The sequence below is a fragment of the Pantoea sp. E2023-21 genome (genome assembly GCF_051302795.1).
Lineage (GTDB): Bacteria > Pseudomonadota > Gammaproteobacteria > Enterobacterales > Enterobacteriaceae > Pantoea > Pantoea ludwigii_A.
Genome location: NZ_CP195344.1, coordinates 1,605,794 through 1,627,507 on the forward strand (window position 1 = coordinate 1,605,794; position 21,714 = coordinate 1,627,507).

At 52.7% G+C, this 21,714-nt stretch carries 24 protein-coding genes and 1 tRNA gene; 14 read left to right on the top strand and 11 right to left on the bottom strand.

Annotated elements, in window-relative coordinates:
- The first annotated feature begins 2 nt into the window (after positions 1-2).
- From fliO to ACRQ84_RS07685, 6 genes are all read left to right on the top strand, one after another.
- Positions 3-398, top strand: a complete 396-nt coding sequence (fliO, locus tag ACRQ84_RS07660) for a flagellar biosynthetic protein FliO (RefSeq protein ID WP_064739116.1) — start codon at positions 3-5, stop codon at positions 396-398.
- Entirely contained in the window at positions 398-1,129 is a 732-nt protein-coding gene (gene fliP, locus ACRQ84_RS07665) for a flagellar type III secretion system pore protein FliP (RefSeq protein ID WP_061723562.1), read from the top strand. The genes fliO and fliP overlap by 1 nt, the downstream gene beginning before the upstream one ends.
- 40 nt (positions 1,130-1,169) lie before the next feature.
- Positions 1,170-1,439 (top strand): flagellar biosynthesis protein FliQ, encoded by a 270-nt coding sequence (fliQ, locus tag ACRQ84_RS07670; protein ID WP_008105408.1) that lies wholly within the window; start codon positions 1,170-1,172, stop codon positions 1,437-1,439.
- Positions 1,439-2,227, top strand: coding sequence for a flagellar biosynthetic protein FliR (gene fliR / locus ACRQ84_RS07675; RefSeq protein WP_064739117.1), 789 nt, complete (start codon positions 1,439-1,441; stop codon positions 2,225-2,227). The genes fliQ and fliR overlap by 1 nt, the downstream gene beginning before the upstream one ends.
- A gap of 631 nt (positions 2,228-2,858) precedes the next feature.
- Positions 2,859-3,494, top strand: a complete 636-nt coding sequence (rcsA, locus tag ACRQ84_RS07680; protein ID WP_064739118.1) for a transcriptional regulator RcsA — start codon at positions 2,859-2,861, stop codon at positions 3,492-3,494.
- A 151-nt stretch (positions 3,495-3,645) separates the two neighbouring features.
- Positions 3,646-5,349: a methyl-accepting chemotaxis protein gene (locus ACRQ84_RS07685; protein ID WP_483817650.1), complete on the top strand. Its 1,704-nt coding sequence runs from the start codon at positions 3,646-3,648 to the stop codon at positions 5,347-5,349.
- 621 nt (positions 5,350-5,970) lie between these two features.
- Here ACRQ84_RS07685 and dsrB read toward each other — a convergent pair.
- Entirely contained in the window at positions 5,971-6,165 is a 195-nt protein-coding gene (gene dsrB / locus ACRQ84_RS07690; protein ID WP_064739120.1) for a protein DsrB, read from the bottom strand.
- Between the two features lie 68 nt (positions 6,166-6,233).
- Positions 6,234-6,392, bottom strand: coding sequence for a YqaE/Pmp3 family membrane protein (locus ACRQ84_RS07695; RefSeq protein ID WP_073991665.1), 159 nt, complete (start codon positions 6,390-6,392; stop codon positions 6,234-6,236).
- Positions 6,393-6,703: 311 nt separating this feature from the next.
- On the opposite strand from ACRQ84_RS07695, the gene yodD reads away from it, so the two are divergent.
- From yodD to ACRQ84_RS07710, 3 genes are all read left to right on the top strand, one after another.
- Complete coding sequence (gene yodD, locus ACRQ84_RS07700) at positions 6,704-6,937, top strand: YodD family peroxide/acid resistance protein (RefSeq protein ID WP_483817651.1); 234 nt, start codon at positions 6,704-6,706, stop codon at positions 6,935-6,937.
- A 358-nt stretch (positions 6,938-7,295) separates the two neighbouring features.
- Positions 7,296-8,093 carry a mannosyl-3-phosphoglycerate phosphatase-related protein gene (locus ACRQ84_RS07705; RefSeq protein WP_483817901.1) on the top strand — a complete coding sequence of 266 codons (798 nt, stop codon included), beginning with the start codon at positions 7,296-7,298 and terminating at the stop codon, positions 8,091-8,093.
- A gap of 26 nt (positions 8,094-8,119) precedes the next feature.
- Positions 8,120-9,340, top strand: a complete 1,221-nt coding sequence (locus ACRQ84_RS07710; protein WP_483817652.1) for a glycosyltransferase family protein — start codon at positions 8,120-8,122, stop codon at positions 9,338-9,340.
- 51 nt (positions 9,341-9,391) lie between these two features.
- On the opposite strand, the gene ACRQ84_RS07715 is transcribed toward ACRQ84_RS07710, so the two are convergent.
- The 5 genes from ACRQ84_RS07715 to ACRQ84_RS07735 form a co-directional block, all read right to left on the bottom strand.
- Positions 9,392-9,571: a YodC family protein gene (locus ACRQ84_RS07715; RefSeq protein ID WP_064739122.1), complete on the bottom strand. Its 180-nt coding sequence runs from the start codon at positions 9,569-9,571 to the stop codon at positions 9,392-9,394.
- Positions 9,572-9,753: 182 nt separating this feature from the next.
- On the bottom strand, positions 9,754-9,888 hold the full coding sequence (locus ACRQ84_RS07720) for a hypothetical protein (protein WP_483817962.1): 135 nt from the start codon (positions 9,886-9,888) through the stop codon (positions 9,754-9,756).
- Between the two features lie 44 nt (positions 9,889-9,932).
- The gene (locus ACRQ84_RS07725) at positions 9,933-10,835 is read right to left on the bottom strand and encodes a DUF808 domain-containing protein (protein ID WP_064739123.1); all 903 of its coding nucleotides are present in this window, start codon (positions 10,833-10,835) and stop codon (positions 9,933-9,935) included.
- A 14-nt stretch (positions 10,836-10,849) separates the two neighbouring features.
- Positions 10,850-11,122 carry a hypothetical protein gene (locus ACRQ84_RS07730; RefSeq protein WP_483817653.1) on the bottom strand — a complete coding sequence of 91 codons (273 nt, stop codon included), beginning with the start codon at positions 11,120-11,122 and terminating at the stop codon, positions 10,850-10,852.
- 70 nt (positions 11,123-11,192) lie between these two features.
- Entirely contained in the window at positions 11,193-11,669 is a 477-nt protein-coding gene (locus ACRQ84_RS07735) for a very short patch repair endonuclease (protein WP_064739124.1), read from the bottom strand.
- A 128-nt stretch (positions 11,670-11,797) separates the two neighbouring features.
- On the opposite strand from ACRQ84_RS07735, the gene dcm reads away from it, so the two are divergent.
- Together dcm and ACRQ84_RS07745 are read left to right on the top strand one after the other, a co-directional pair.
- Positions 11,798-13,189, top strand: coding sequence for a DNA (cytosine-5-)-methyltransferase (dcm, locus tag ACRQ84_RS07740; RefSeq protein ID WP_483817654.1), 1,392 nt, complete (start codon positions 11,798-11,800; stop codon positions 13,187-13,189).
- 124 nt (positions 13,190-13,313) lie between these two features.
- Positions 13,314-14,915: a methyl-accepting chemotaxis protein gene (locus ACRQ84_RS07745; protein WP_483817655.1), complete on the top strand. Its 1,602-nt coding sequence runs from the start codon at positions 13,314-13,316 to the stop codon at positions 14,913-14,915.
- 41 nt (positions 14,916-14,956) lie between these two features.
- On the opposite strand, the gene ACRQ84_RS07750 is transcribed toward ACRQ84_RS07745, so the two are convergent.
- Complete coding sequence (locus tag ACRQ84_RS07750) at positions 14,957-15,205, bottom strand: hypothetical protein (protein WP_064739127.1); 249 nt, start codon at positions 15,203-15,205, stop codon at positions 14,957-14,959.
- Positions 15,206-15,281: 76 nt separating this feature from the next.
- Complete coding sequence (locus ACRQ84_RS07755) at positions 15,282-15,980, bottom strand: phosphohydrolase (RefSeq protein WP_483817656.1); 699 nt, start codon at positions 15,978-15,980, stop codon at positions 15,282-15,284.
- A gap of 590 nt (positions 15,981-16,570) precedes the next feature.
- Here ACRQ84_RS07755 and ACRQ84_RS07760 point away from each other — a divergent pair.
- The 3 genes from ACRQ84_RS07760 (at position 16,571) to ACRQ84_RS07770 (ending at position 18,553) form a co-directional block, all read left to right on the top strand.
- Positions 16,571-17,245: an ASCH domain-containing protein gene (locus ACRQ84_RS07760; RefSeq protein ID WP_483817657.1), complete on the top strand. Its 675-nt coding sequence runs from the start codon at positions 16,571-16,573 to the stop codon at positions 17,243-17,245.
- Positions 17,246-17,597: 352 nt separating this feature from the next.
- On the top strand, positions 17,598-18,374 hold the full coding sequence (mtfA, locus tag ACRQ84_RS07765) for a DgsA anti-repressor MtfA (protein WP_483817658.1): 777 nt from the start codon (positions 17,598-17,600) through the stop codon (positions 18,372-18,374).
- A gap of 103 nt (positions 18,375-18,477) precedes the next feature.
- Positions 18,478-18,553: transfer RNA gene (locus ACRQ84_RS07770), tRNA-Asn, on the top strand.
- A 44-nt stretch (positions 18,554-18,597) separates the two neighbouring features.
- On the opposite strand, the gene ybiX is transcribed toward ACRQ84_RS07770, so the two are convergent.
- Both ybiX and ACRQ84_RS07780 read right to left on the bottom strand, forming a co-directional pair.
- Positions 18,598-19,275, bottom strand: a complete 678-nt coding sequence (gene ybiX, locus ACRQ84_RS07775) for a PKHD-type hydroxylase YbiX (protein WP_064739131.1) — start codon at positions 19,273-19,275, stop codon at positions 18,598-18,600.
- 49 nt (positions 19,276-19,324) lie between these two features.
- The gene (locus ACRQ84_RS07780; RefSeq protein WP_483817659.1) at positions 19,325-21,610 is read right to left on the bottom strand and encodes a catecholate siderophore receptor Fiu; all 2,286 of its coding nucleotides are present in this window, start codon (positions 21,608-21,610) and stop codon (positions 19,325-19,327) included.
- Positions 21,611-21,714: the final 104 nt, after the last annotated feature.

Genomic DNA, 21,714 nt, shown 5'->3' on the forward strand with positions numbered 1-21,714 from the left:
GCATGTTAAAGCACACGCAAACGGAACAACCGGTTAACAGCCAGCCTGTCGTCTCGACCGGTTCGGTGATTGGCCAGGTCAGCAGCGTGCTGGCGGTGATTGTTCTGCTGATTCTCGGCTGCGGCTGGCTGGCAAAACGTCTCGGCTTTGCACCGAAAACGGTCACCGGCCAGGCGCTGAAAGTCAGCGCCACCGTGCAGGTCGGTCAGCGTGAGCGTGTGGTGATTGTGGATACCGCCGATGCGCGCTTGGTGTTGGGCGTGACCGCCCAGCAAATCACGCATCTGCACTCGTTGCCGCCGCTGCCGCCGGAAGAACAAACCGGCAGTCGCGCTGCCCCGCAGGATTTTCGTCAGCTGTTCCAGAATCTGGTTAAACGTCCCGGAAAACCACAATGATGCGTCGATTACTTCCTCTTCTGCCGCTGCTGTTGCTGGCACCGGTTGCCCATGCGCAACTGCCAGGTTTAATCAGCCAGCCCCTGGCCAACGGCGGCCAGAGCTGGTCGCTGCCGGTGCAGACGTTGGTGTTCATCACCTCGCTGACCTTTATTCCGGCAGTATTGCTGATGATGACCAGCTTCACGCGCATCATCATTGTGTTTGGTCTGCTGCGTAACGCCCTCGGCACGCCGTCTGCGCCGCCGAACCAGGTACTGCTTGGCCTGGCGCTGTTCCTGACGTTTTTCATCATGGCACCCACCTTCGACAAGATTTACTCCGACGCCTATCTACCGTTCAGCCAGGACAAAATCAGCATGGCCGACGCGATTGATAAAGGCGCGCAGCCGCTGCGCGAATTTATGCTGCGTCAAACGCGCGAAGCGGATTTAGCGCTGTTTGCCCGTCTGGCCAATACCGCGCCGATTCAGGGTCCGGAAGCGGTACCGATGCGCATTCTGCTGCCGGCGTATGTCACCAGCGAATTAAAAACCGCCTTCCAGATTGGTTTCACCGTGTTTATCCCGTTCCTGATCATCGATCTGGTGGTGGCGAGCGTGCTCATGGCGCTGGGTATGATGATGGTGCCTCCGGCCACCATTTCCCTGCCGTTCAAGCTGATGCTATTCGTGTTGGTGGATGGCTGGCAGCTGCTGGTGGGTTCACTGGCGCAAAGTTTCTACTCTTGAGTGGCATTCGCCCTCACCTTTCTTTCTCAAGGAGTGCAGCATGACACCTGAATCAGTGATGGTTATGGGCCAGGAAGCAATGCGCGTCGCCCTGTTAATGGCCGCGCCGATGTTGCTGGTGGCGTTGATCAGCGGTTTGATCATCAGTGTGTTGCAAGCGGCGACCCAGATTAACGAACAAACGCTCTCCTTTATCCCAAAGATTCTGGCGGTGGCCGCCACTGCGGTTATCGCGGGTCCGTGGATGCTTAATCTGATGCTGGATTACATCCGTACGCTGTTTAGCAATCTGCCTTACATCATTGGCTAATGATTAACCTCGACAGCAGCCAGCTGATCCATTGGGTCGCACAATTCTTCTGGCCCATGGTGCGTTTGCTGGCGCTTTTTGCCAGCGCCCCGGTGCTGAGTGAAAAATCGATTCCCAAGCGCGTCAAGATTGGACTCGCCGTGTTGACCACCTGGATCATTCTTCCGGTGCTGCCGCCGGTAGAAGCCACCTTATTCACTCCAGCAGGATTTTGGTTGCTGTTGCAACAATTGCTGATTGGCATCAGCATCGGCCTGACCATGCAGTTCGCCTTTGCGGCGGTGCGAATGGCGGGTGAAGTCATTGGTTTACAGATGGGCTTGTCTTTCGCTACCTTCTTTGATCCCGGCAGCCGCTTAAACATGCCGGTGCTGGCACGTTTTCTCGATATGCTGGCAATGCTGCTGTTCCTGACCTTCAACGGACACCTGTGGCTGATCTCGCTGCTGGTGGACAGTTTTCATACGTTACCGATCAGCGATCAGCCTTTGAACGCCAATGCCTTTATGGCGTTGGTGAAAGCCGCCGGATTAATTTTCCTTAATGGCATGATGTTAGCGCTGCCCTTAATAGTTCTGCTACTCACGCTAAACATGGCACTAGGTTTGTTAAACCGTGTTTCACCTCAGCTCTCTATCTTCGCGGTTGGCTTCCCAATTACCTTAACGGTGGGTATCCTCAGCGTGGGTATGATGATGCCGCTGCTTGCTCCCTTCTGCGAACATCTGTTTAGCGAAGTCTTTGATTTACTCGCCCAGTTTGTGTCAGAACTTTCCCGCGCTCGTTGATTAACTATTCTGTAGGCACCCTTAAGTAATAGTTAAGCAATCAAAATCAGTTAGTGCATTTACTGAACCATATTTCCCAGAAATCAACTGAGGAAATTCTGATAAATGCACATTTTTAGTGAAAATTATTCTTATTAAACCGCGCTTCGCGTATTTTAGTCAGACGATTCCTAAGGTGCTAAACCTTGCGGATCGGTTGATGAAATGCTCAAAGGGCTGTTTTTAAACAAAAAAAATTTCACAGCGATTTTTCTTGTCTAAATCCCTTTTTTACGGCATTGTCAACGCTCGCTAAAGCGTCACACTTTCGCAATTCAAATGTTTTTAAGAATTGTCCTATCAGATTTGTCTGTGATCTGCGCGATAGTGACAGGGCTCTCAAAACAGAGCGAATTAAACACTTAATGCAAATCCTTAGCCATTCCCACTATGGCTGAGATGAGAGTGACGTGGATGTACTAAAAAAAAATAACTTCGCAGCACGGTTCAGGGAAGAGTCATAATGGCGCATGGATAACTATCGCCAATCTGCAGAGCAGAATAAAAAAGTGTCTTTGGAAATTTCTCTCGTACCGCAAACGCGTATTCATCGTTGATTTAAACGGATAACAAATTGGTGAGGGTCGCTATAATGCCAACGATTATTATGGATTCATGTAATTACACACGCCTGGGTTTGTCTGACTATATGTCTGCGAAAGGAGTTAAAAAGAAAAATATTACTCCTGTATCTGACATCGACCAATTGCAACAAAGATGTGAGCAAATAAAGCCGGGCGTTGTGTTTATCAACGAAGAGTGCTTTATTCACGAATCTGATTCAAGCGATCGTATTCGTGCCATTATTATGCAGCATCCAGATACCTTATTCTTTATTTTCATGGCGATCTCGAATATCCATTTTGAGGAATACCTCTACGTTCGTAAGAACCTGATTATTACATCAAAATCGATAAAAACTTCGACGTTGGATTCCTTATTAGGAACCTATTTGCAAAAGAAACTCAATGCTTCGCCGCGTATTTCTGCTGGGCTCGACGTGCATCCACTGACATTAAGTCAGACTGAATCAAATATGCTGAAAATGTGGATGTCAGGTCATGACACCATTCAGATTTCAGACCAGATGCAAATTAAAGCGAAAACAGTTTCGTCACACAAAGGTAATATTAAACGCAAAATTAAAACCCACAATAAACAGGTTATTTATCATGTCGTACGTTTGACTGATAATGTCACCTCCGGGATTTATGTTAACGTGCGATAATTTCCTCTAGTGAATAAAAAGGCCAATCCTGCGATTGGCCTTTTTTACGATTTGTACATTATGCGACTTTGATCGCATTTTCCTGCCTAATCCTTTTCCCTACCCTGCCGATGCTTACTCTCATAACACCTACCTACATGAGAGCAAGGATATGAAAACAGCATTGATTGATGAGCAAAATAAGCTCAGCATCTGGCAGAACCTGCGCCTGATGCCTTTGTTCAGTATGATCTTTGGTGGCATTCTGCTACTTTTTGCCCTGTGCATTGCACTCGCCAGCTATTTTTTGATTCAGAGTAATAATTCATTGAACGATGCCACGGAAGAAATTCAAATTCGTATGGGCATCTCCAACAGCTCCAACCATCTGCGCACCGCGCGTCTTAATGTACTGCAATCTGGCGCCGCCGCGCGTATTGGCGAGATGGACGGTTATCGTGCCGATCTTGCGCGCACCGAGACGCGTATCAAACAAGCGCGCGAAGGTTTTAAACTCTATATGGATCGCAAGGCGAAAACGCCAGCGGACATTGCGCTCGATGAACCCCTGACCGCCAGCTTTAACGCCTACATCGATAAAGGTCTTAAGCCGATGATTGAATCGGCTAAGCAAGGCAGCTTTGAAGGCATCGTGGCGCAGGAGACGGACGTCACGCGCAAACTTGATGATGCCTATAACGCTGTACTGCTGAAGGCGATTAAAATCCGTACCGATCGCGCCGAAACAATCAATGCGGAAGCGGCTCACCAATCGCGCGTTGGCTTTATCGCCATGGCGGTAGCCTTTGCTGCGGCACTGCTGCTGGTGTTGCTGACCTTCGTGTTCCTGCGTCGCGTGGTGATCACGCCGCTGCGTCAATCTGTCGATCGTATTGAACGTATCGCGCAAGGCGATCTTACTGCACCGGAGCAAAGCTATGGCCGCAGCGAGATTGGTAGCCTGCTGCATAACCTGCAACTGATGCAGGCCTCGCTGGTGCGCACCGTGGGAACGGTACGGGAAGGCGCCGTCGCGATTTATCAAGGTTCTAGCGAGATCTCTGCCGGTAACACCGATCTCTCTTCGCGCACCGAAGAGCAGGCTTCAGCACTGGAGCAAACGGCCGCCAGCATGGAGCAGCTGACCGCAACCGTGAAACAGAACGCCGAGAACGCCCATCACGCCAGCCAGCTGGCCGCAGATGCCTCAGGCAAAGCGCGCAGCGGCGGCGATCTGGTCAGTGGCGTGGTGCAAACCATGAACAATATTTCGGGCAGCTCGAAGAAGATTGCCGAGATCACCAACGTCATTAACAGCATCGCCTTCCAAACCAATATTCTGGCGCTGAATGCCGCCGTTGAAGCCGCGCGCGCCGGCGAACAGGGCCGTGGTTTCGCGGTCGTCGCCAGCGAAGTGCGTAATCTGGCGCAACGCAGTGCGCAGGCGGCTAAAGAGATTGAAACGCTGATCGCCGAATCGGTGGGCTTAATCACTAACGGTTCACGCCAGGTCGGTGAAGCCGGTAATACCATGGGTGAGATTGTTGAAGCCGTGCGTCGCGTGACGGATATTATGGCGGAGATCGCCGCCGCGTCTGATGAGCAGAGCCGCGGTATTCAACAGGTGAGTCTGGCGGTGACCGAGATGGATAACGTCACGCAGCAGAACGCCTCGCTGGTTGAGGAAGCTTCTTCTGCAGCCGCTTCGCTGGAAGATCAGGCGGGCAGATTGACGCAGGCGGTGGCAGTGTTTCGCTTGAATGATTCGCCGGTGGCGCAGGTGGCTAAAGCCGGGCCGTCCGCATTACGCACGCCGAATCTGGCGCCGCGTCCCGCGCTGGCGACAGCCGGGAATGATAACTGGGAAACGTTTTAATCGATTGAAATAAAGAGGTCGCCATGAATGGCGTAATGCCGATCAGTCAAGCAATAAGCCACTTTCGTTCGCCACTGGCTGTGGCAGTTGCAGTTCAGCCGTGCGGCGACCGAGAAGAGGGCGTCTGGCCACGCCCTCTTCACTCCCGGGCCCTGCGCCAGCCCAACCCGCCGCTACGCGGTGCCTTCACTCGATCACGATTCCTCACGGACCGGCGGCGATTCGCTCCTGCTCAGCGCCGCCTCTCACCGCATCCCTGCGGTTCGCCCTGGAATCCCTCTCTCGCTCAGCGGGTTAGGATGTCGCCTCAACACCCACGCTGCTACGGCAGTGCATATTAACCGCGTAATCGCTGCCTGAATTGTAGGGGCGTCATTGATGACGACCGTTTCGAGGGCCGCACAATGGTGATGTCCTTGTCGCCATAAATAGCTCATCCTCGCCATTTAAGAGATGAAAACCCTAATTGCCGAGTGCACACATTGTAGCGGCGCAATTCATTGCGCGATAAATCGTGCCGCTACGGAAGGTGCGGCGATTTGATACGGCGCTTAACTGACGAGCATCACGCCATGAATGGCGACCCTACGATGTGGGGTGCGCATTACTGCGCACCTGGCTTCAAGCCTCTTGATACGGCTCAACAAAAACCCCTTCATCGTGATCGCTTTCGTTAAAGAACCAAATTCCTAGCGGGTAATCTTCTAACGCCACCAGATACATGATGCCTTCATTGAATGCTTCCACTGCCAGCACCGTACCCACACGCCGTGGGCCGCCGTCGGTTTTTACCGTAACGCGATCGTTCACCTTCATTGATTACTCTCCACAAATTGTCCTGCGACACAGTTTAACGGAAGATAATCAACACTGCCTGATCGCGATCAGCGTCGGGCGATAACCCACACCGCATGTATGATGCCCGGGATATAACCGCACAGCGTCAAGAGAATGTTGAGCCAGAAAGCACCACCGAATCCAACCTGCAGAAACACGCCTAACGGTGGCAATAAAATTGCAATCACAATGCGTAGAAAATCCATACTAACTCCCTGATAACGTTTATCAATAAGCGATAAGCATAGACGCTGCTACGCACAATGCACACTGAGGCAGGTAAAACTCTGTCAAGATGCGCTTTTTCACTTTCTTAACGTTTCGCTGAGAGACTTTTGACGTGGGCAGCTCGTACACTTCTCAGTACTGCACCAACCCCAAAGGCGCAGTCAACCTAAAAGTAACAAGGATTTTTGCCCGCGCAGCGCGGGCTTTTTTTTTGCCTGTGATCAGCCCCCGCGTCCTCTTCTCATCTCCGTCTATACTCTACTGATCCGATTGCCTCTGGGAGGCCGCCATGACGACTGCAAAAGAGTACAGCGAGAATGTACAGCGCGAAGTGAATATCAATGTTGATGCGTTGCTGGAGGCGATTCAGAAGCGAACATCGGGCGAGGTCAAAGAGTTTATGGACGTCGAGCACGCGCATCGCGTCGAAGTGAGCGGTGAAGCTTATGACTCTTACACCGAGTTAGCGGAAGCCTTCGAACTCGATATTCGCGATTTCTCTATCAGCGAAGTTAATCGCTGAAATCGATTTCAAAAAAATACCCGGCGGGATGGCCGGGTAAAGTAAATCAGTCAATTCGTTACACCAGGGAATTCTTAACACCCGCTCAGATTACGCCTTAGCACACTTAAGACAAGTCTTATCCCTGCATGTTAATCGAACAATAATGCATAACCTTTCGCGCGCGTCGCCTTACGGCCCGCGTCACGACTGGTTTCTGCTGTGCAAGAAATGTGCATCGCGGATCCCGCCACGTCTGGCATTTAAGAATTATCCTGGATTTCGCCGGCCGGGGTGCCGGAAAAAGTGTGATCGCGATTCCGCTATTATACTGATTACTCTTCGCTTTACGGATGCCACTGGCGTAAGGAGTGTGATGATGCTGAGTCTTAACTCATCCCTGATGATCATTACCGATCTTGATGGCTCGTTACTGGATCATCATGACTACAACTGGGACGCGGCCAATGAATGGTTGGCGCGCCTGAAACAACATCAGATTCCCTTAGTGATGTGTTCCAGCAAAACGGCCGCAGAGATCATTCCGCTGCAAAAAAAGCTCGGTATCGTGGGTGCGCCCTTTATCGCTGAAAACGGTGCACGCGTAGCATTTGGGGGCGAACAAACACTTCCAACTGAAACCAGTGCCGCCTATCACGCGCTGTGCCAGGCGCTGCAGGCGTTACAAGCGCGATTTCGCTTCAACGGTTTTCATGAATTTAGCGATGCTGAAGTAGCGCGCTTCACCGGTTTAACCCTTACCGAAGCCAGCCAAAGTCGCCTGCGTGAAGCGTCTGAAGTGGTGCTGTGGCGCGATGATGAACATCGTTTACAGGCATTCCGCGAGGCCCTTGCCGAGCACAATCTCACCTTAACCCAAGGCGGGCGTTTCTGGCATGTGATGCCCGTCGGTACCGGAAAAGGGATTGCGCTGGCTGCAATCCAGCAGCATCTTGCCACTCAGGAAGGACAATCACGGACCACCATCGGCCTGGGCGATGGACCCAACGACATTCCGATGCTGGAGCGTGTTGATTATGCTGTGGTGATAAAAGGCTTCAGCAAAACGCCGGTAGAACTGCAACGCACGGATACCGAGAACGTTTACCACACTGCGCATGTCGGCCCACAGGGCTGGCGTGAAGGTCTGGACTATTTTCTTGCGCCTGACGATTAACGGCCAAAAACCCGAAGGATGAGACGATGAGTGATTTTTACCAGAATGGTGTCATTACTAATTTTCATAATCTCACCCACCGCAGCGTTGAATCGCTGGAAAAAGAGATGGTGCGCTTCGCGCGTAAACGCAAAATGGGGCTGATTTTACCGTCGCTGTTCTCCGAACTGGAAGGTCCGGCGCTGGATAATATTGTTAACGAGCTGGCAAAAGTGCCTTATCTGGATGAGATTGTGATTGGCCTTGACCGTGCCGACCGCGACCAGTTTCTCTTTGCACGCGAGTTTTTCTCACGCCTGCCGCAGCGCCATCGCATTTTGTGGAATGATGGGCCGCGCTTGAAAGCGCTGGATGCCGAGCTAGATAAAGAAGGTTTATCACCCAGCCAGCCCGGTAAAGGCCGCAATGTGTGGTTCTGTACCGGCTACACGCTGGCTTCCGACCGCACCCAATGCGTGGCGCTGCACGACTGCGATATCGTCACTTATGAACGCGGCATGCTGGCACGGTTGCTCTATCCGCTGGCCAATCCATCGTTTCAGTATGAGTTTTGCAAAGGCTTTTATGCGCGCGTGGCCGACGGCAAGCTGAATGGTCGCGTTGGGCGTTTGCTGGTGGGTCCGCTGCTGCGCTCGTTGCAGAAAGTCTACGGTCACTCGGAGTATCTCGACTATCTCACCAGCTTCCGCTATCCCCTTTCTGGCGAGTTCGCCATGCGCACACACGTGCTCAACGGCATCAAAATACCTGGCGATTGGGGCTTAGAGATTGGCGTGCTGTCGGAGATTTATCGTAATTACACCACGCGCCAGACGTGTCAGGTTGAAATTGCCGATAACTATGATCACAAGCATCAACCGCTGGCCGAGGATGATGGCACCGGCGGATTGAAGCGCATGAGTAATGACATCGTGCAGTCGCTGTTGCGTAAGCTGGCGACGATGGGCGTGCCGCTCACCAGCGACTCCTTCCGCGTGTTAAAAGCCACTTATTACCGTAACGCGCTGGACATGATGGAAGTCTATAACCATGAAGCCACCATGAACGGCCTCAAGTTTGATCAGCATATTGAAGAAGCAGCGGTGGAAATGTTCACTCAGTCCATTCTCGATGCCGGACAAGCGTTTATTGAGCGACCAAATGAAAAACCGTTTATTCCGAGCTGGAGCCGCGTGCAATCGGCCTTCCCGGATATTTTGCAGCGTATTTATCAGGCGGTTGAAGAGGATAATGACGGCAAAGTATGATGCGGTGAGTGAGGACCACATTCGGGACGACGGGCATCGTCCCGAATGTGTTTAACTGGCCAGCTGTTGCGCGGTGGATAAGTGACTGAGTTCATCACTGTGGAACGCCTCACGTCGCACGCTGTAACCATCATACCAACGACACTCGACCATTCCGCTGGCATAGCCGGTCACCACCATCGTGGGTCCGCCCTGTTTGTGCTGAACTTCGTCACTGATTGCAAAGATCATACCGCACCTCCCTCTTTCATCGTTAAATGACCGAATTAAGGTATAGCAGCTGCAACCGATTTTTTCCTATACGATAAATCTATTAGTGCTACTAAATCGGAATAAGCAGTTAAAAACTCTGTAAATAAAAAAAGCCGACAAAATTTATTGTCGGCTTTGATAGCACGTCCTGGACAGGAAAATTAGATTTTGCAGCCTTCGCAATCCGCGTCGTCACTGATGTCAGCGGGGACTTCGTTGGCTTTTTCTGCCGCTTTGGCTTCCGCCTGTTCCAGCTGTGCATCGATATCAAATTCAAACATATCGTCGTTCATCATCGTTCTCCTGACCGTGATTAGAAATTTACAGCGCTTTATAACTGCTAGCCGCGCAGCTTAGCAATCAGATTTACGCCTAACAGCACGATCGACCCAATGATAAAGCCGATCACCAGATTGGCGCCGTTGCTCAGCAGAGCGGAAACAAACCCGTTGAAGCCGCTGCTGTATTCCGTGATGGCGTGATGGAGCGGCGTAATGCCGTGCACCACAATGCCGCCACCGACCAAAAACATCGCGATGGTGCCAATTAGCGTTAAGGCTTTCATCAGCCACGGTGCCAGCGCCAGCAGCACGCCACCGATCGCCTGCGCCACCGTTGACGATTTCTCCTTCAGCCAGAAGCCGAGATCGTCAATTTTCACAATCATCGCCACGATGCCGTAAACGCCGATGGTCACCACAATCGCCACACCCGCCAGAATCAGCACCTGATTCAGCAGCGGCGCCTCCGAGACGATGCCCAGCGTAATGGCAACGATCTCCGCCGAGAGGATAAAGTCAGTGCGCACCGCGCCCTTCACTTTGTCCTTTTCAAACTGGCCAGCGTCCTGCTGCGCCAGTTTGTCGAGACGCTGCTGACGCGCCTCCGGGCTCTGCTCGGCCTTATCGTGATTAAGGCTATGCAGCACTTTCTCCACACCTTCGTAGCAGAGATACGCGCCGCCAATCATCAGCAGCGGCGTAATTAACCAGGGCGCAAAAGCCGAGATCAATAACGCCAGCGGCACCAGAATGAGTTTATTGAGAAAGGAGCCTTTTGCAACGCTCCATACTACGGGCAATTCACGGTTGGCTTTGACGCCGCTAACCTGTTGCGCATTCAGCGACAGATCGTCGCCCAATACGCCTGCGGTCTTCTTTGCCGCAACTTTGCCCATTACTGAGATATCGTCGAGCAGTGTTGCAATATCGTCCAGAAGCGTGAGTAAACTGGTTCCTGCCAAAGTGGTATTCCTTATTATTCCGGTTCGTGATCCTGACAACAGGGGCAACGCTCAATCGCCGTCACTGACATATCGGCGATGCCCGCACAGTCCCATTCGACGCGTAACGGCCCCGTCAGATCCCCGGCATGCAAATACTTGCTCACCGGACTTTCCGTCATACCGCTGATCTCCTCGGTAGCTACCAGCCGATCGCCAAGATAAATGCGCGCCGTGGCTTGGGTATTCACCATCCGCTCATCGCGGAGTTGATACAGGCGCTTAACGGTAAGTTTGATGCTGCTCATGGCTTCATTCCGCGTCCCAGAGAAAGGGAAGATCTAAACTGTTATGGCGGCTAAAAGCAACAATCTCGCGTTATTCATCGCGATAGTGATGCAATCCCTGATGGTCGATTTCGCTGCTGTCGGTCGCGGCCAGCAGCCACTCTTCTAAACGTTCGATCAACGCGCTGTCCTCCAGCTGCAGTTTGCCGCGCAGCGCGCACTCCCAAACAATCAGTACTTTCCAACCTCCTTCGCGTAGTTGCTCGATGTAACGCCGGTCGCGTTCAACGTTACTGTTAATTTTGCCACTCCAGAATTCGGTACGCGTGGCGGGCATTTTGAATAAGTAGCAGTGATGACGATGCCAGAAGCAGCCATGGACAAAAATAATCGCTTTCTCGGCGGGCAGGACAAAATCCGGGCGGCCCGGCAGCGCTTTATCCTGCACGCGATAGGTAAAACCACGATCTTTAAGGATCAAGGCAATACGCTGTTCAATCGCGGTATCCTGATTGCGAATGGCGCGCATGTTTTTACTGCGAATGGCTTGCGAGTGAACGTCTGCCATAGCGTCTCCTTGTTATTGCGCTTCTTCAACTTTAGCGGTTTAGGCCAAAAGCGAAAGCACAGGGTACGCCAATTTCCTCGTTGCGTGATGAGTGTTAGCATAGCCACTTCACTGTTAAGGAAAAACGCATGCTCGCTATCGACCCCGTCTCGCCCTTCCCGTTAACTGCCAATCAGGATGACGCGACGCCGCTGTTACTGCAGGTGCTCGATATCTACGCCGCACGCGATGTGGTTATCACCTTAACCGAAGCCGGTGGCCGCGACTGGAGCGTGCCGCGTTTGAATCGTATTCGCGCCGGTAAAAGCGCTGCTCCAGCGCTCTCCAGCCGTGAAGTCGCCAGCCTGCAGGCACTGCTGCCGCAACGTCCGGCGCATTATGACGATGCGACATTCCAGTTTGTTGATCTGTTTGCCGGCATTGGCGGCATTCGCCGTGGCTTCGAGCAGATTGGCGGCCAATGCGTGTTTACCAGCGAATGGAATAAAGAAGCGGTGCGCACCTACAAAGCCAACTTGTACAGCGATCCGCAGTTGCACCATTTCAACAGTGATATTCGTCTGGTGACGCAGCCCGCGGGCATCCGCGATGAGCAGGCGATTTATCAGCATATCGATCGCACCATTCCCGATCATCAGGTATTGCTGGCCGGTTTTCCTTGTCAGCCCTTCTCGCTGGCGGGTGTCAGCAAGAAGAATGCGCTGGGTCGCGCGCATGGCTTTGAGTGCGAAGCGCAAGGCACGCTGTTCTTCGACGTGGCGCGTATTCTCGCCGCCAAGAAGCCGCCGTTCTTCGTGCTGGAGAACGTAAAAAACCTCAAGAGTCACGATAAAGGGCGCACCTTCGCCATCATTATGGCGACGCTGGATGAACTCGGTTATGACGTGGCCGATGCCAACGACAGCGGGTTGCCGGATGCGAAGATCATTGATGCACGCCATTTCCTGCCGCAGCATCGTGAACGCATCGTGCTGGTGGGCATTCGTCGGGATAGCGGACTCAGCCACGGCTTTTCGCTGCGCGCCCTGCCCGCGCTTTACCCGCAAAGCGTGCCGTCACTACACAGCCTGCTGGAAACCCAGCCGGCAGCGAAATATACGCTGTCACCGACGCTGTGGAATTATCTGTATCAATACGCGAAAAAGCATAAAGCCAAAGGTAATGGCTTCGGCTTTGGCCTCAATGACCCGCGCAATCCCACGGTCTGTGTCCGTACCTTATCGGCGCGCTATTACAAAGATGGTTCGGAAATCCTGATCGATCGCGGCTGGGATCACGCTCAAGGCGAAGCCGACTTTCAACAGGCCGAGAATATGGCGCGCCGTCCGCGTCGTTTAACCCCGCGAGAATGCGCACGCTTGATGGGCTTTGAGGCGCCGGGGGAGACAAAACTGCGCATTCCCGTTTCTGATACCCAAGCCTACAAGCAGTTCGGTAACTCGGTGGTGGTGCCGGTATTTGCTGCGGTGGCGCAACTCTTATTGCCGCTGATTGAACAGTACGCCGCGCAAAAGGTGTAGCGATTCAGGACCACAATTTTATTTAGGGCCGCGCTTTATGTTGTTTTTGTCTAATCGCGCCCGCTGTCACCCCACTGTCACACGTGCTGCCAATACTCCTGTTTTATTTTTTTGGAGGCGTGTGATGTCACTCCTGTCCGTTATCTCTCTGCCGCTGCGGCTGCGCGCGCGTTTCTCCCCGCGCATTCCGCTGTGGCTCACCAGTTTGCGTAGCCAGTTCTTCCTGTTCATCGTGCTGTTCTGCTTGCTGCAGTTTGCCGGCGTATTGTTGCTGAATACGCACGTCAACCAGACGCAAACCTCGTTACAGCAGGCGAATCAGCTACGTGAACGTCTGACCCTGCTGGACAAAGCGCGCATCGAACTGCTCACCGCCAGCGATAACAGCCATCGCGCCGGTATCTATCTGATGCAGGACCAACAAAGTGGCTCGGTAGATAGCTGGAAAAGCCTTGCGACCGCTGCTGATGATTCGCTGACACAGGCGCAGCAACAGTTCGCCGCTTACCACGCTAATGCGGAAAGCCCGCTCGCGCAGGGTTTCGCTATGCTGACGGAAGGATTGCAGGAGCAGCTGAAAGGATTAGCGGCCAACGACATCAACGCCTTTTTTAGGGTGCCAATGCAGGCTTTCCAGCAACAGTTTAATGACGCCTGGTTCAGTGAGATCGAGCAGGCCAATCATCAGCTCAGCAGCGTCAATCAAAATACGCTTAGCACGTTGAAACAGAGCCGTAATATGTCTCTGATTGTCAGCGCGGTGCTGATGGTGCTGCTGGTGCTGGCATCCAGCTTGCTGATGCGTGGCGTACTCATGCCGCTGCGCCGCGCGAACGCGCAGCTGGAGCAGATCGCCACCGGGGATCTGCTCGATGCGCAAAATAATCCGCCTCGCCAGTCGCTGGAAACGCGTCAGCTGTTCCAGTCGATTGATACCATGCGTCGCGGTTTGCAACAGATTGTGCGCGACATCCACACGGTGGCAGTCAGCGTCGCCGCCGGTGCCGAGGATATGCAGCAGCACAATGAAAAAGTGATGCAGCAGCACCAGAAGCAAAATGCCAGCTTCCATCATCTGTCGCAGCGTTTAGACCGCGTGTCGGAAGAGGTGGAGATCGGTGCGCAGTTCTCGCAGCAGGCGACACAGGAAGCGCAATCTGCCGATGCGTTGATGCGTAACTGCGCGGTGGAAGTCGATAACATGGAAACTCAGATGCAGCAGATCGTTACCGCGTCGGATGATATCGCCGGAATTGTTAGCATGCTGGATGATTTGTCGATGCAGACACGTTTGTTATCGCTAAATGCGGCGATCGAATCCGCCCATGCCGGCGCCTACGGCCGTAGCTTCTCGGTGGTCGCCAAAGAGATGGGCTTGTTATCGCAACAAAGTGGTGCCTCTACCCGCCAGATCGACGGCTTGATTCAGCACACTCAGCAGCATGTGCATGATGGCTTTGATAAGGTGAAAGCCCTGGAGGTGCTGTTTGCCCAAATCAGCGGCGCGGTGTCCGGCGTGGTGACGCAGTTAAGCGAGCTGCAGCAAAACAGTGCAGCACAGAGCCATCGCGTGAAGAAGATTGCCCGTGAAGTACTGGAGATGAGTGAGCAGTTGCAGCAAAACGAAGCGTTAAACGCCCATCAGGTCCAATCGGCAGTCCAGCTGCGTGAGTTATCGGACCGCCTGGCGCAACGTGCGCAGCAGTTCCGCGTCAGCAATGTTTAATCTCCAACCCTAAAAAAACCCGTCATTGACGGGTTTTTCGCTTATTTCTTCTTCTTACTTTTCTTCAGCAGCGCACGAACCTGCTTCAGTTCCGCAGTTGAGAGTTGGTCTTCAACCGCTTCTTGCGTATCCAGGCTGTCAATGGCCGGTTGCGTAACCGCATCTAAACTGGCCTGCAGGCGATTAACGATCTCTTGACTCATGGAGATTTGGTTATCTGCGGCTAACTGTTTGATGTGCTCTTTCAGTGCCGGGTCAATTTTAATGGTTAAGTTAACGGTCTCGGTCATTTTCATACTCCCTTTTGATTTACAACAACGTAGCGGAAGCAGATGAAAGTTAACAGACTGTCATAAAAATTTAATATTACGAGTGTATAGGACTGAAATCCCTTAACACCGATTCATCGACTGAGGTGAGATTGCCCTGCAACTCGGCGCACAGTTTGCCCATGTAATGCACGAGAAAATCCGCATTATGTTCGGCCAGCAGACGTCCTGCTTCGGTTTGCATGGTTTGCGGTAGGCCCAGCAATTTTTTCTGAAAGTGATCCAACGTCCACTTCACGTCATCCAATTCGCGCTCTTTTCCTAATGGATCTTCGCTATCAAACAGCGGACGCCCTAACGCACCTGCCGTGTAGAAAACGCGCGCCAGGCCGATAGCACCTAAAGATTCGAGACGATCGGCATCCTGTACGATTTTCGCTTCCAGTGTTTGCGGTGCGATACGCGCACTAAAACTGTGTGCCTGCACCGCATGAGCCACTGCATCCAACCGTTCAAAGGGGAAATCCGGGAAATCCTGCTGCAGAATGCGGCGCGTTTCTTCAGCGGCATAAGTAGAGGCTAAATGACGTTCAGGATGGTTTTTCGGCAGGTTGACCACATCATGAAAGTAACAGGCGGTCATCACCACCATAGGATCAGCGTCGCTGTGCTGCATGATGCGTTTCGCACTCATCCATACGCGGCGCAGGTGCGCGATATCGTGGGCTTTATCGTCGTGCAGCCAGTTGAGCTGCAGCCAGTTCTCGTAGCGTTGTTCCCAGTGAGTAAGTGACATCGTGCTTCTCCTGTTATTGCTGTTATAAAGCACCGCCTTGGCAGGGTGCTGCTCCTGTGGACATCATAGCGGTCTGGTGATGACACTTTTTTTACATCCATCCAGGATGGGCAAAGCGTAAAAATGAGATCCCGATCTTGTTATAACGCTGTTAACAGCGCTTGCACAGCCCCCATAACGATTTCGGCTTTTCCTTAGTGGCGTTTAGGTTAAATAGCTCAGTTAAATAGAGGTAATGTATTTCCGTCATCAACAAATTTCACTTAGGTGGTTTTTTCCAGTTAAATATGCTGAAGAACAGCGGTAATTTGAGGCAAATCAACGCGGCATAATCTGAAAAGGTTCCCATTCTGGCCTTTATAACGTACTGTATCTGGAAAATTTCTGGCTTCCGATGCTTGTGAAGTCCTTTTCAGCACACACTTTGCTTATGAACCATTTTTTAAATCTAAAATTGCCAGAATTGCCTGATACTAAGGCGACAAATTATTAAGCAAACTGATTCAAACCCATTATGCTAGCTCTCACATCTGAGGATGTTGGCGATTCTTTGCAGTTTCCGGGTTTGTGACAAAAATAAGAGGTATGCAATGAAAGAACGGCCGATTCTTTTTTCCGAACAGCGGGTACGCGCCCTGCTGGTTGGCCAGCAAACGCAGACCCGGCGCATTATGAAAACCCAAGCTTTTGGTCCGGGTCAGGATCATCATGAAGGTGTACACGCGTTTGACGTCAGCGCCAACCATCTGCACGGTTATAAATTAATGTCGATGACCGATGTTAGCTCGCACTGCCCATTTGGTCAGGCGGGCGATGGTTTGTGGGTACGTGAAACCTGGCGTGGCCCGATCGTGCCGGAAGCATTGCTGGCGGATTACGAACGCGATCCCCTGCCGTTCCGTAATGCGGCTTATTGCCAATATCGCGCTGACAGCAATGAGCTGGGACAGCTGGATGAGAATGTGCAGAATGCCGAGCAATTTGGCTGGCAAACCGCAATTCATATGCCGCGCTGGGCCAGCCGCATCGATCTACAAATCACCTCGGTGCGTGCCGAAAAAATTCAGGACATCAGTGAAGATGACATTATGGCGGAAGGTGTGCAGACCGATTCGCACTTCCTTAATAACTTCTTCACCATGAATATGAATTCTGAATCACCGAAAGAAGCGTATCGCAAAGCGTGGCAGAAACAGTACGGCGCCACCAGCTGGGAAGTGAACCCGTGGGTATGGGTTATCGCGTTTCAGCGTGTTGAACGTTAACGATAAAGGCTGCAACGCGCATAAATGTAAGGTCGTCATGCATGACGGCCTTTTTTATTTCCTTGCCATGACTTTCCTAATGCTTGTCAGTCAAGAGATGAAAACCCCAACAACCTGGCGCACACCTTGTAGCGGCGCAATTTATTGCGCGATAAATCGCGCCGCTACGGAATGTGCGGTAATTAATATGGGGCTTAACTGATCGGCATTACGCCATGACTTTCCCGGTTTGCCACGCCAATCACAGACAAATCCTCTACTAACTGGTTGAATATCCGGCTTTGATTACGCGCTGGCAATTTACCTTTTGCCGCGCCAGGATACGGTTTTCCTCTGAAGAGTGAGTGACGCAATGTTCAAATGGCCGTGGCATGCGCAAATAGAGACTTCAGTACTGGCGCTTCCCTGGCAACAGGCGCTGGCGCAGCCGATCTTTACACTGCTCGATCCTGAAGAAAAAACCGCCCTCGTTGCGCTGGCTCAACGCTTCCTGCAACAGAAAAAAATCTCGCCGCTGCAAGGCCTGCAGCTTGATGAACTGCTGCTGGCGCGTCTGGCGCTACTATTTTGTTTGCCGGTGTTGAAGCTTGGTCTCGAATGGCTCGACGGCTTCCATGAAGTGCTGGTTTATCCCGAACCTTTTAACGTTGACGATCGCTGGGAAGATGATAACGGCTTGGTGCATCACGCGCCGGCGGTTCATGCCGGACAAAGCTGGACGCAAGGTCCGGTGGTTTTGAATGCGCTGGATATTCAGGACTCTTTCGATCTCTCCGGCTTTAACCTGGTTATTCACGAAGTGGCGCATAAACTCGATGCGCGCGGTAGCGGCTATACCAGCGGAATCCCCGTCATGGCGCTGGGTGATGTCGCCAATTGGGAGAAAGATTTACTGCAGGCAATGGCAGAAATTGAAGCTGAAGTTGAGTTAGTGGGTGAACAAGCGGCGACCATCGATCCTTACGCTGCTAGCGATGCAGCGGAGTGTTTCGCTGTGCTGTCCGAGTATTTCTTTAGCGCACCCGACTTATTGGCTAACCGTTTCCCGGAAATGTATCGCCATCTGCAGCAGTTCTATCGGCAGGATCCGCTGGCACGATTAGTGATGCTGACAGCAGAACCTGCTTAAATCGCGATCGCTTTGTACTAATGCTAGCCAGTTGAATACAAATATGTTTTAAGCTGTTGACACCTGTAAGGGGTGCCATTAATATTCGCCTCGTTCACACGATTCCTCTGTAGTTCAGTCGGTAGAACGGCGGACTGTTAATCCGTATGTCACTGGTTCGAGTCCAGTCAGAGGAGCCAAATTTAGAGAAGCCCGCTTAGGAAACTAAGCGGGCTTTTTGCTTTTACACTTCCGTCCAGCCGCGCAGCAAGTTGTGATACATGTTCAGCAGCGACAAAAGTTCTGGACTGTCGCCATGTCGTGCTTTCAGGCTTTGAATATTACGATCCAGCTCGAACAGCATGGCGCGCTGTTTATCGTCGCGCACCATCGATTGAATCCACAGGAATGACGCGACACGCGCGCCCTGGGTAACCGGCGTAACGCAGTGCAGGCTGCTCGACGGATATAACACCAGATGGCCCGCCGGCAGCTTCACCTTGTGCTGCCCGTAAGTATCTTCAATCACCAACTCGCCGCCTTCGTAGCTCTCCGGTTCGCTGAGAAATAGCGTGGCAGAGAGATCGGTACGCATCCAGCCTGCCGCGCCATTATGACGTACCGCGCCATCGACATGGAAACCGTAGGTTTCGCCTTGTTCGTAACGGTTAAACAGCGGCGTGGAAATCGATCGTGGCAACGCAGCGGAAAAGAACAGCGGGTTGTTGTTCAGCGCCTGCATCACCGCCGTTTGCAACTGATCGTATAGTGGCGTGCGGGTATCGATCTGCTGATTGTTTTTCACCGTCGCGCCCTGGCTGCCGACCGTCGCCCTTCCGTCGATCCATTCGGCCTGTTGCAGTAGCGTGCTAAAACTCGCTACTTCATCCGGCGTCAGTACAGCAGGAATGTGATACATCATCGCGTTGTTCTCTCAAAATTGTGGGGCGCGTACGCCCCACGGCGTTAACTTAGAAGTGGACGTTTGCCGTCAGCAGGAAAGTCCGTGGCTCGCCCGGATGGTAGCGATAACCGCTCTTGTTGATTGAGGCCACATAATGGGTATCAAACAGGTTGTACACGTTGAGCTGCAAATCGAGGTTGTTGTTCACCTTGTAGCCCAATTTGGCATCGGCTACCCAGTAACCTTCGGTATGATCCGGCGTACCGATCGCACCATCGCTGCCGCGACGCAGACTCCCCACATAACGCGCACCGGCACCGACAGAAATGGCATCCGTTGCCTGATAGTTGGTCCATAGCGTAAAGGCGTGCTTCGGCGTGTAAGCCAGCGCAGAAGAGCCATCCTGCGATACGCTATCCCCTTCAGTCACTGATGCGTGTTGCAGCGTATAGCCAGCAATCACTTCCCAATCTGGCGTGATGTTGCCAGTGGCAGAGAGCTCATAGCCTTCCACGCGTTTCTTACCGGCTTGCGAATAAGTGCCGTCGTCGTTGGCGGTCACTTCATTTTCAATGTCGGTACGGAACAACGCCGCGTTAAGCAACAGGCGCTTATCCAGCACCTGCCATTTGGTGCCTACTTCACTGGACTTGGCTTTCTGCGGCTTGAAATCGGTGCGGTTGGCGCTGTTGCCGGTGCCGCCCGCGGCCAGCGCAAAGCTGCTGCCGCCTGGCGGTTGCTGAGAAATTGCATAGTTCACGTAAACGTTGCCCTGCTCGGTCAGACGATACAGCGCACCGGCTTTCCAGTTCACCAGATTACCCGATTTTGCGGTATCCACGGTGGTCACCGGCGTATTACGTGGCACGCCAGCTGGACACGTCAGCGCACCGCGTCCGGTGCCGCCACAGGCGGTCGCACTGTCATACTCGGTATGATAGTTATCGAGACGAATACCACCGTTCAGCTCAACGCTTTTAGTGATAGCGAGTGTATCAAACGCATAAATCCCTGCGGTATCGGTTTGACCATTTGCATTGGCGCCGTTCCTGTCCAGTCCACCCACCGAAATGCTGCTGATCGGATGGTAAATATTCACCGAGGGCGGCGTAAGCGCATTGATACCGTAATTGGTTTGCTTTTCCCGCGTAAACTCCACGCCCGCGCTGACATCATGCCCAACCGAACCGGTGTAAAATTTCGAGGTGATGTTCGTCTGGTTGGTGAGAATTCGGTTACTGGTGTCTTTGGTGTTCGCCAGACGCGACCAGCTCCAGCTAGCCACATCGCTCGGGTTAGGCGCAGTGATATTGGTGGCGCCGCCCATTACCGCCGTCAGCAGATATTCCTGCTTCACGCGCGACCAACGCGTAGTGTTGCGGATGGTGGTGCTGTCGTTGATATCGTGCTCGAAGCGCATGGTCGCGCTGTCGGTGGTCGATTTATCAAAGTCGGAATCGGTGCCGTAGTAATTACCGGTCGCGACTTTGCCGGAATGATTCAGGGCCGCTGTTGCCGCATTGGGTGCCGAATAGCCCGGCAGACCGATGGTAGGAATGCCGCCATCGGGCGTATTGTTCTGATGCACATGCAGATAGTTCAGGTACAAGCGGGTTGACGTATCCAAACCCAACGCCAGCGATGGCGCCACGCCATAACGTTCGTTCTGCACGTTATCACGCGCCGCATCATGGGTTTTCTCACCCATCAGATTGAGGCGGAATGCGGCGTTATCGTTGATCGCCTGGTTATAATCCAGCGTGCCGCGGCGCATCCACGCGCTGCCAACGCTGACGGACGCATCAAGGCCCGTATCAAGGCGCGGCTGCTTACTGATCATATTGATCGAGCCCGATGGCGCGCTGCGTCCGTAATCGGTGCCTGATGGCCCTTTAATCACTTCAACCTGCTGTGTGTTGAAGGTATCGCGCGTCACGCTGCCAATATCGCGAATGCCATCAACATAAATGCTATTCGAGGTGTCGATGCCGCGCATATACACCGCGTCACCGGTTGATGAACTGCCGTTTTCCCCTGCATAGAATGCGCCCACGCCCGGTACGTTTTTCAGCGCATCGGTGAGGTTAGTCACGCCTTGATCCTTGATCACCTGATCTGGAATCACCGTCATGGTGCGGGTGGTATCCACCAGCGGACGATTGAATTTCGGATCGGCAGAAGCGTTGGGGGCATACAGCGATGGCGTATGCGCTTCAACGACTAAAGTATCGTCAGATTTTTTGTTGAAATTATCTGCTGCTAATGCGACAGCAGGAGAAATACCCATGCAAAGCCCGGTAAACAGGGTCAGCGAACTGAAGCTGCCAAACGGCAGGTTGCGATTTTTATCCATTTTTTAAGGGAGTGGTTTCTTGTAATGATTGACGCGCACATCACATCAGAGGATAGCTTTGCGCAGAAGCAGTCCGGCGGCAAAGCGGTGAGCTGGCGTGACAC

Excerpts from the sequence above, each read along its gene's own strand:
- ACRQ84_RS07735 (WP_064739124.1), bottom strand. The coding sequence starts at position 11,669 with ATGGCAGACGTTCACTCGCAAGCCATTCGCAGTAAAAACATGCGCGCC.
- fliO (WP_064739116.1), top strand. The coding sequence starts at position 3 with ATGTTAAAGCACACGCAAACGGAACAACCGGTTAACAGCCAGCCTGTC.
- fliP (WP_061723562.1), top strand. The coding sequence starts at position 398 with ATGCGTCGATTACTTCCTCTTCTGCCGCTGCTGTTGCTGGCACCGGTT.
- ACRQ84_RS07730 (WP_483817653.1), bottom strand. The coding sequence starts at position 11,122 with ATGAGCAGCATCAAACTTACCGTTAAGCGCCTGTATCAACTCCGCGAT.
- ACRQ84_RS07760 (WP_483817657.1), top strand. The coding sequence starts at position 16,571 with ATGAAAGAACGGCCGATTCTTTTTTCCGAACAGCGGGTACGCGCCCTG.
- mtfA (WP_483817658.1), top strand. The coding sequence starts at position 17,598 with ATGTTCAAATGGCCGTGGCATGCGCAAATAGAGACTTCAGTACTGGCG.
- rcsA (WP_064739118.1), top strand. The coding sequence starts at position 2,859 with ATGCCAACGATTATTATGGATTCATGTAATTACACACGCCTGGGTTTG.
- fliR (WP_064739117.1), top strand. The coding sequence starts at position 1,439 with ATGATTAACCTCGACAGCAGCCAGCTGATCCATTGGGTCGCACAATTC.
- ACRQ84_RS07755 (WP_483817656.1), bottom strand. The coding sequence starts at position 15,980 with ATGTCACTTACTCACTGGGAACAACGCTACGAGAACTGGCTGCAGCTC.
- fliQ (WP_008105408.1), top strand. The coding sequence starts at position 1,170 with ATGACACCTGAATCAGTGATGGTTATGGGCCAGGAAGCAATGCGCGTC.
- ACRQ84_RS07750 (WP_064739127.1), bottom strand. The coding sequence starts at position 15,205 with ATGACCGAGACCGTTAACTTAACCATTAAAATTGACCCGGCACTGAAA.
- ACRQ84_RS07705 (WP_483817901.1), top strand. The coding sequence starts at position 7,296 with ATGCTGAGTCTTAACTCATCCCTGATGATCATTACCGATCTTGATGGC.
- yodD (WP_483817651.1), top strand. The coding sequence starts at position 6,704 with ATGACGACTGCAAAAGAGTACAGCGAGAATGTACAGCGCGAAGTGAAT.
- ACRQ84_RS07715 (WP_064739122.1), bottom strand. The coding sequence starts at position 9,571 with ATGATCTTTGCAATCAGTGACGAAGTTCAGCACAAACAGGGCGGACCC.
- dsrB (WP_064739120.1), bottom strand. The coding sequence starts at position 6,165 with ATGAAGGTGAACGATCGCGTTACGGTAAAAACCGACGGCGGCCCACGG.
- ybiX (WP_064739131.1), bottom strand. The coding sequence starts at position 19,275 with ATGATGTATCACATTCCTGCTGTACTGACGCCGGATGAAGTAGCGAGT.
- ACRQ84_RS07685 (WP_483817650.1), top strand. The coding sequence starts at position 3,646 with ATGAAAACAGCATTGATTGATGAGCAAAATAAGCTCAGCATCTGGCAG.
- ACRQ84_RS07745 (WP_483817655.1), top strand. The coding sequence starts at position 13,314 with ATGTCACTCCTGTCCGTTATCTCTCTGCCGCTGCGGCTGCGCGCGCGT.
- ACRQ84_RS07710 (WP_483817652.1), top strand. The coding sequence starts at position 8,120 with ATGAGTGATTTTTACCAGAATGGTGTCATTACTAATTTTCATAATCTC.
- ACRQ84_RS07720 (WP_483817962.1), bottom strand. The coding sequence starts at position 9,888 with ATGATGAACGACGATATGTTTGAATTTGATATCGATGCACAGCTGGAA.
- dcm (WP_483817654.1), top strand. The coding sequence starts at position 11,798 with ATGCTCGCTATCGACCCCGTCTCGCCCTTCCCGTTAACTGCCAATCAG.
- ACRQ84_RS07780 (WP_483817659.1), bottom strand. The coding sequence starts at position 21,610 with ATGGATAAAAATCGCAACCTGCCGTTTGGCAGCTTCAGTTCGCTGACC.
- ACRQ84_RS07695 (WP_073991665.1), bottom strand. The coding sequence starts at position 6,392 with ATGGATTTTCTACGCATTGTGATTGCAATTTTATTGCCACCGTTAGGC.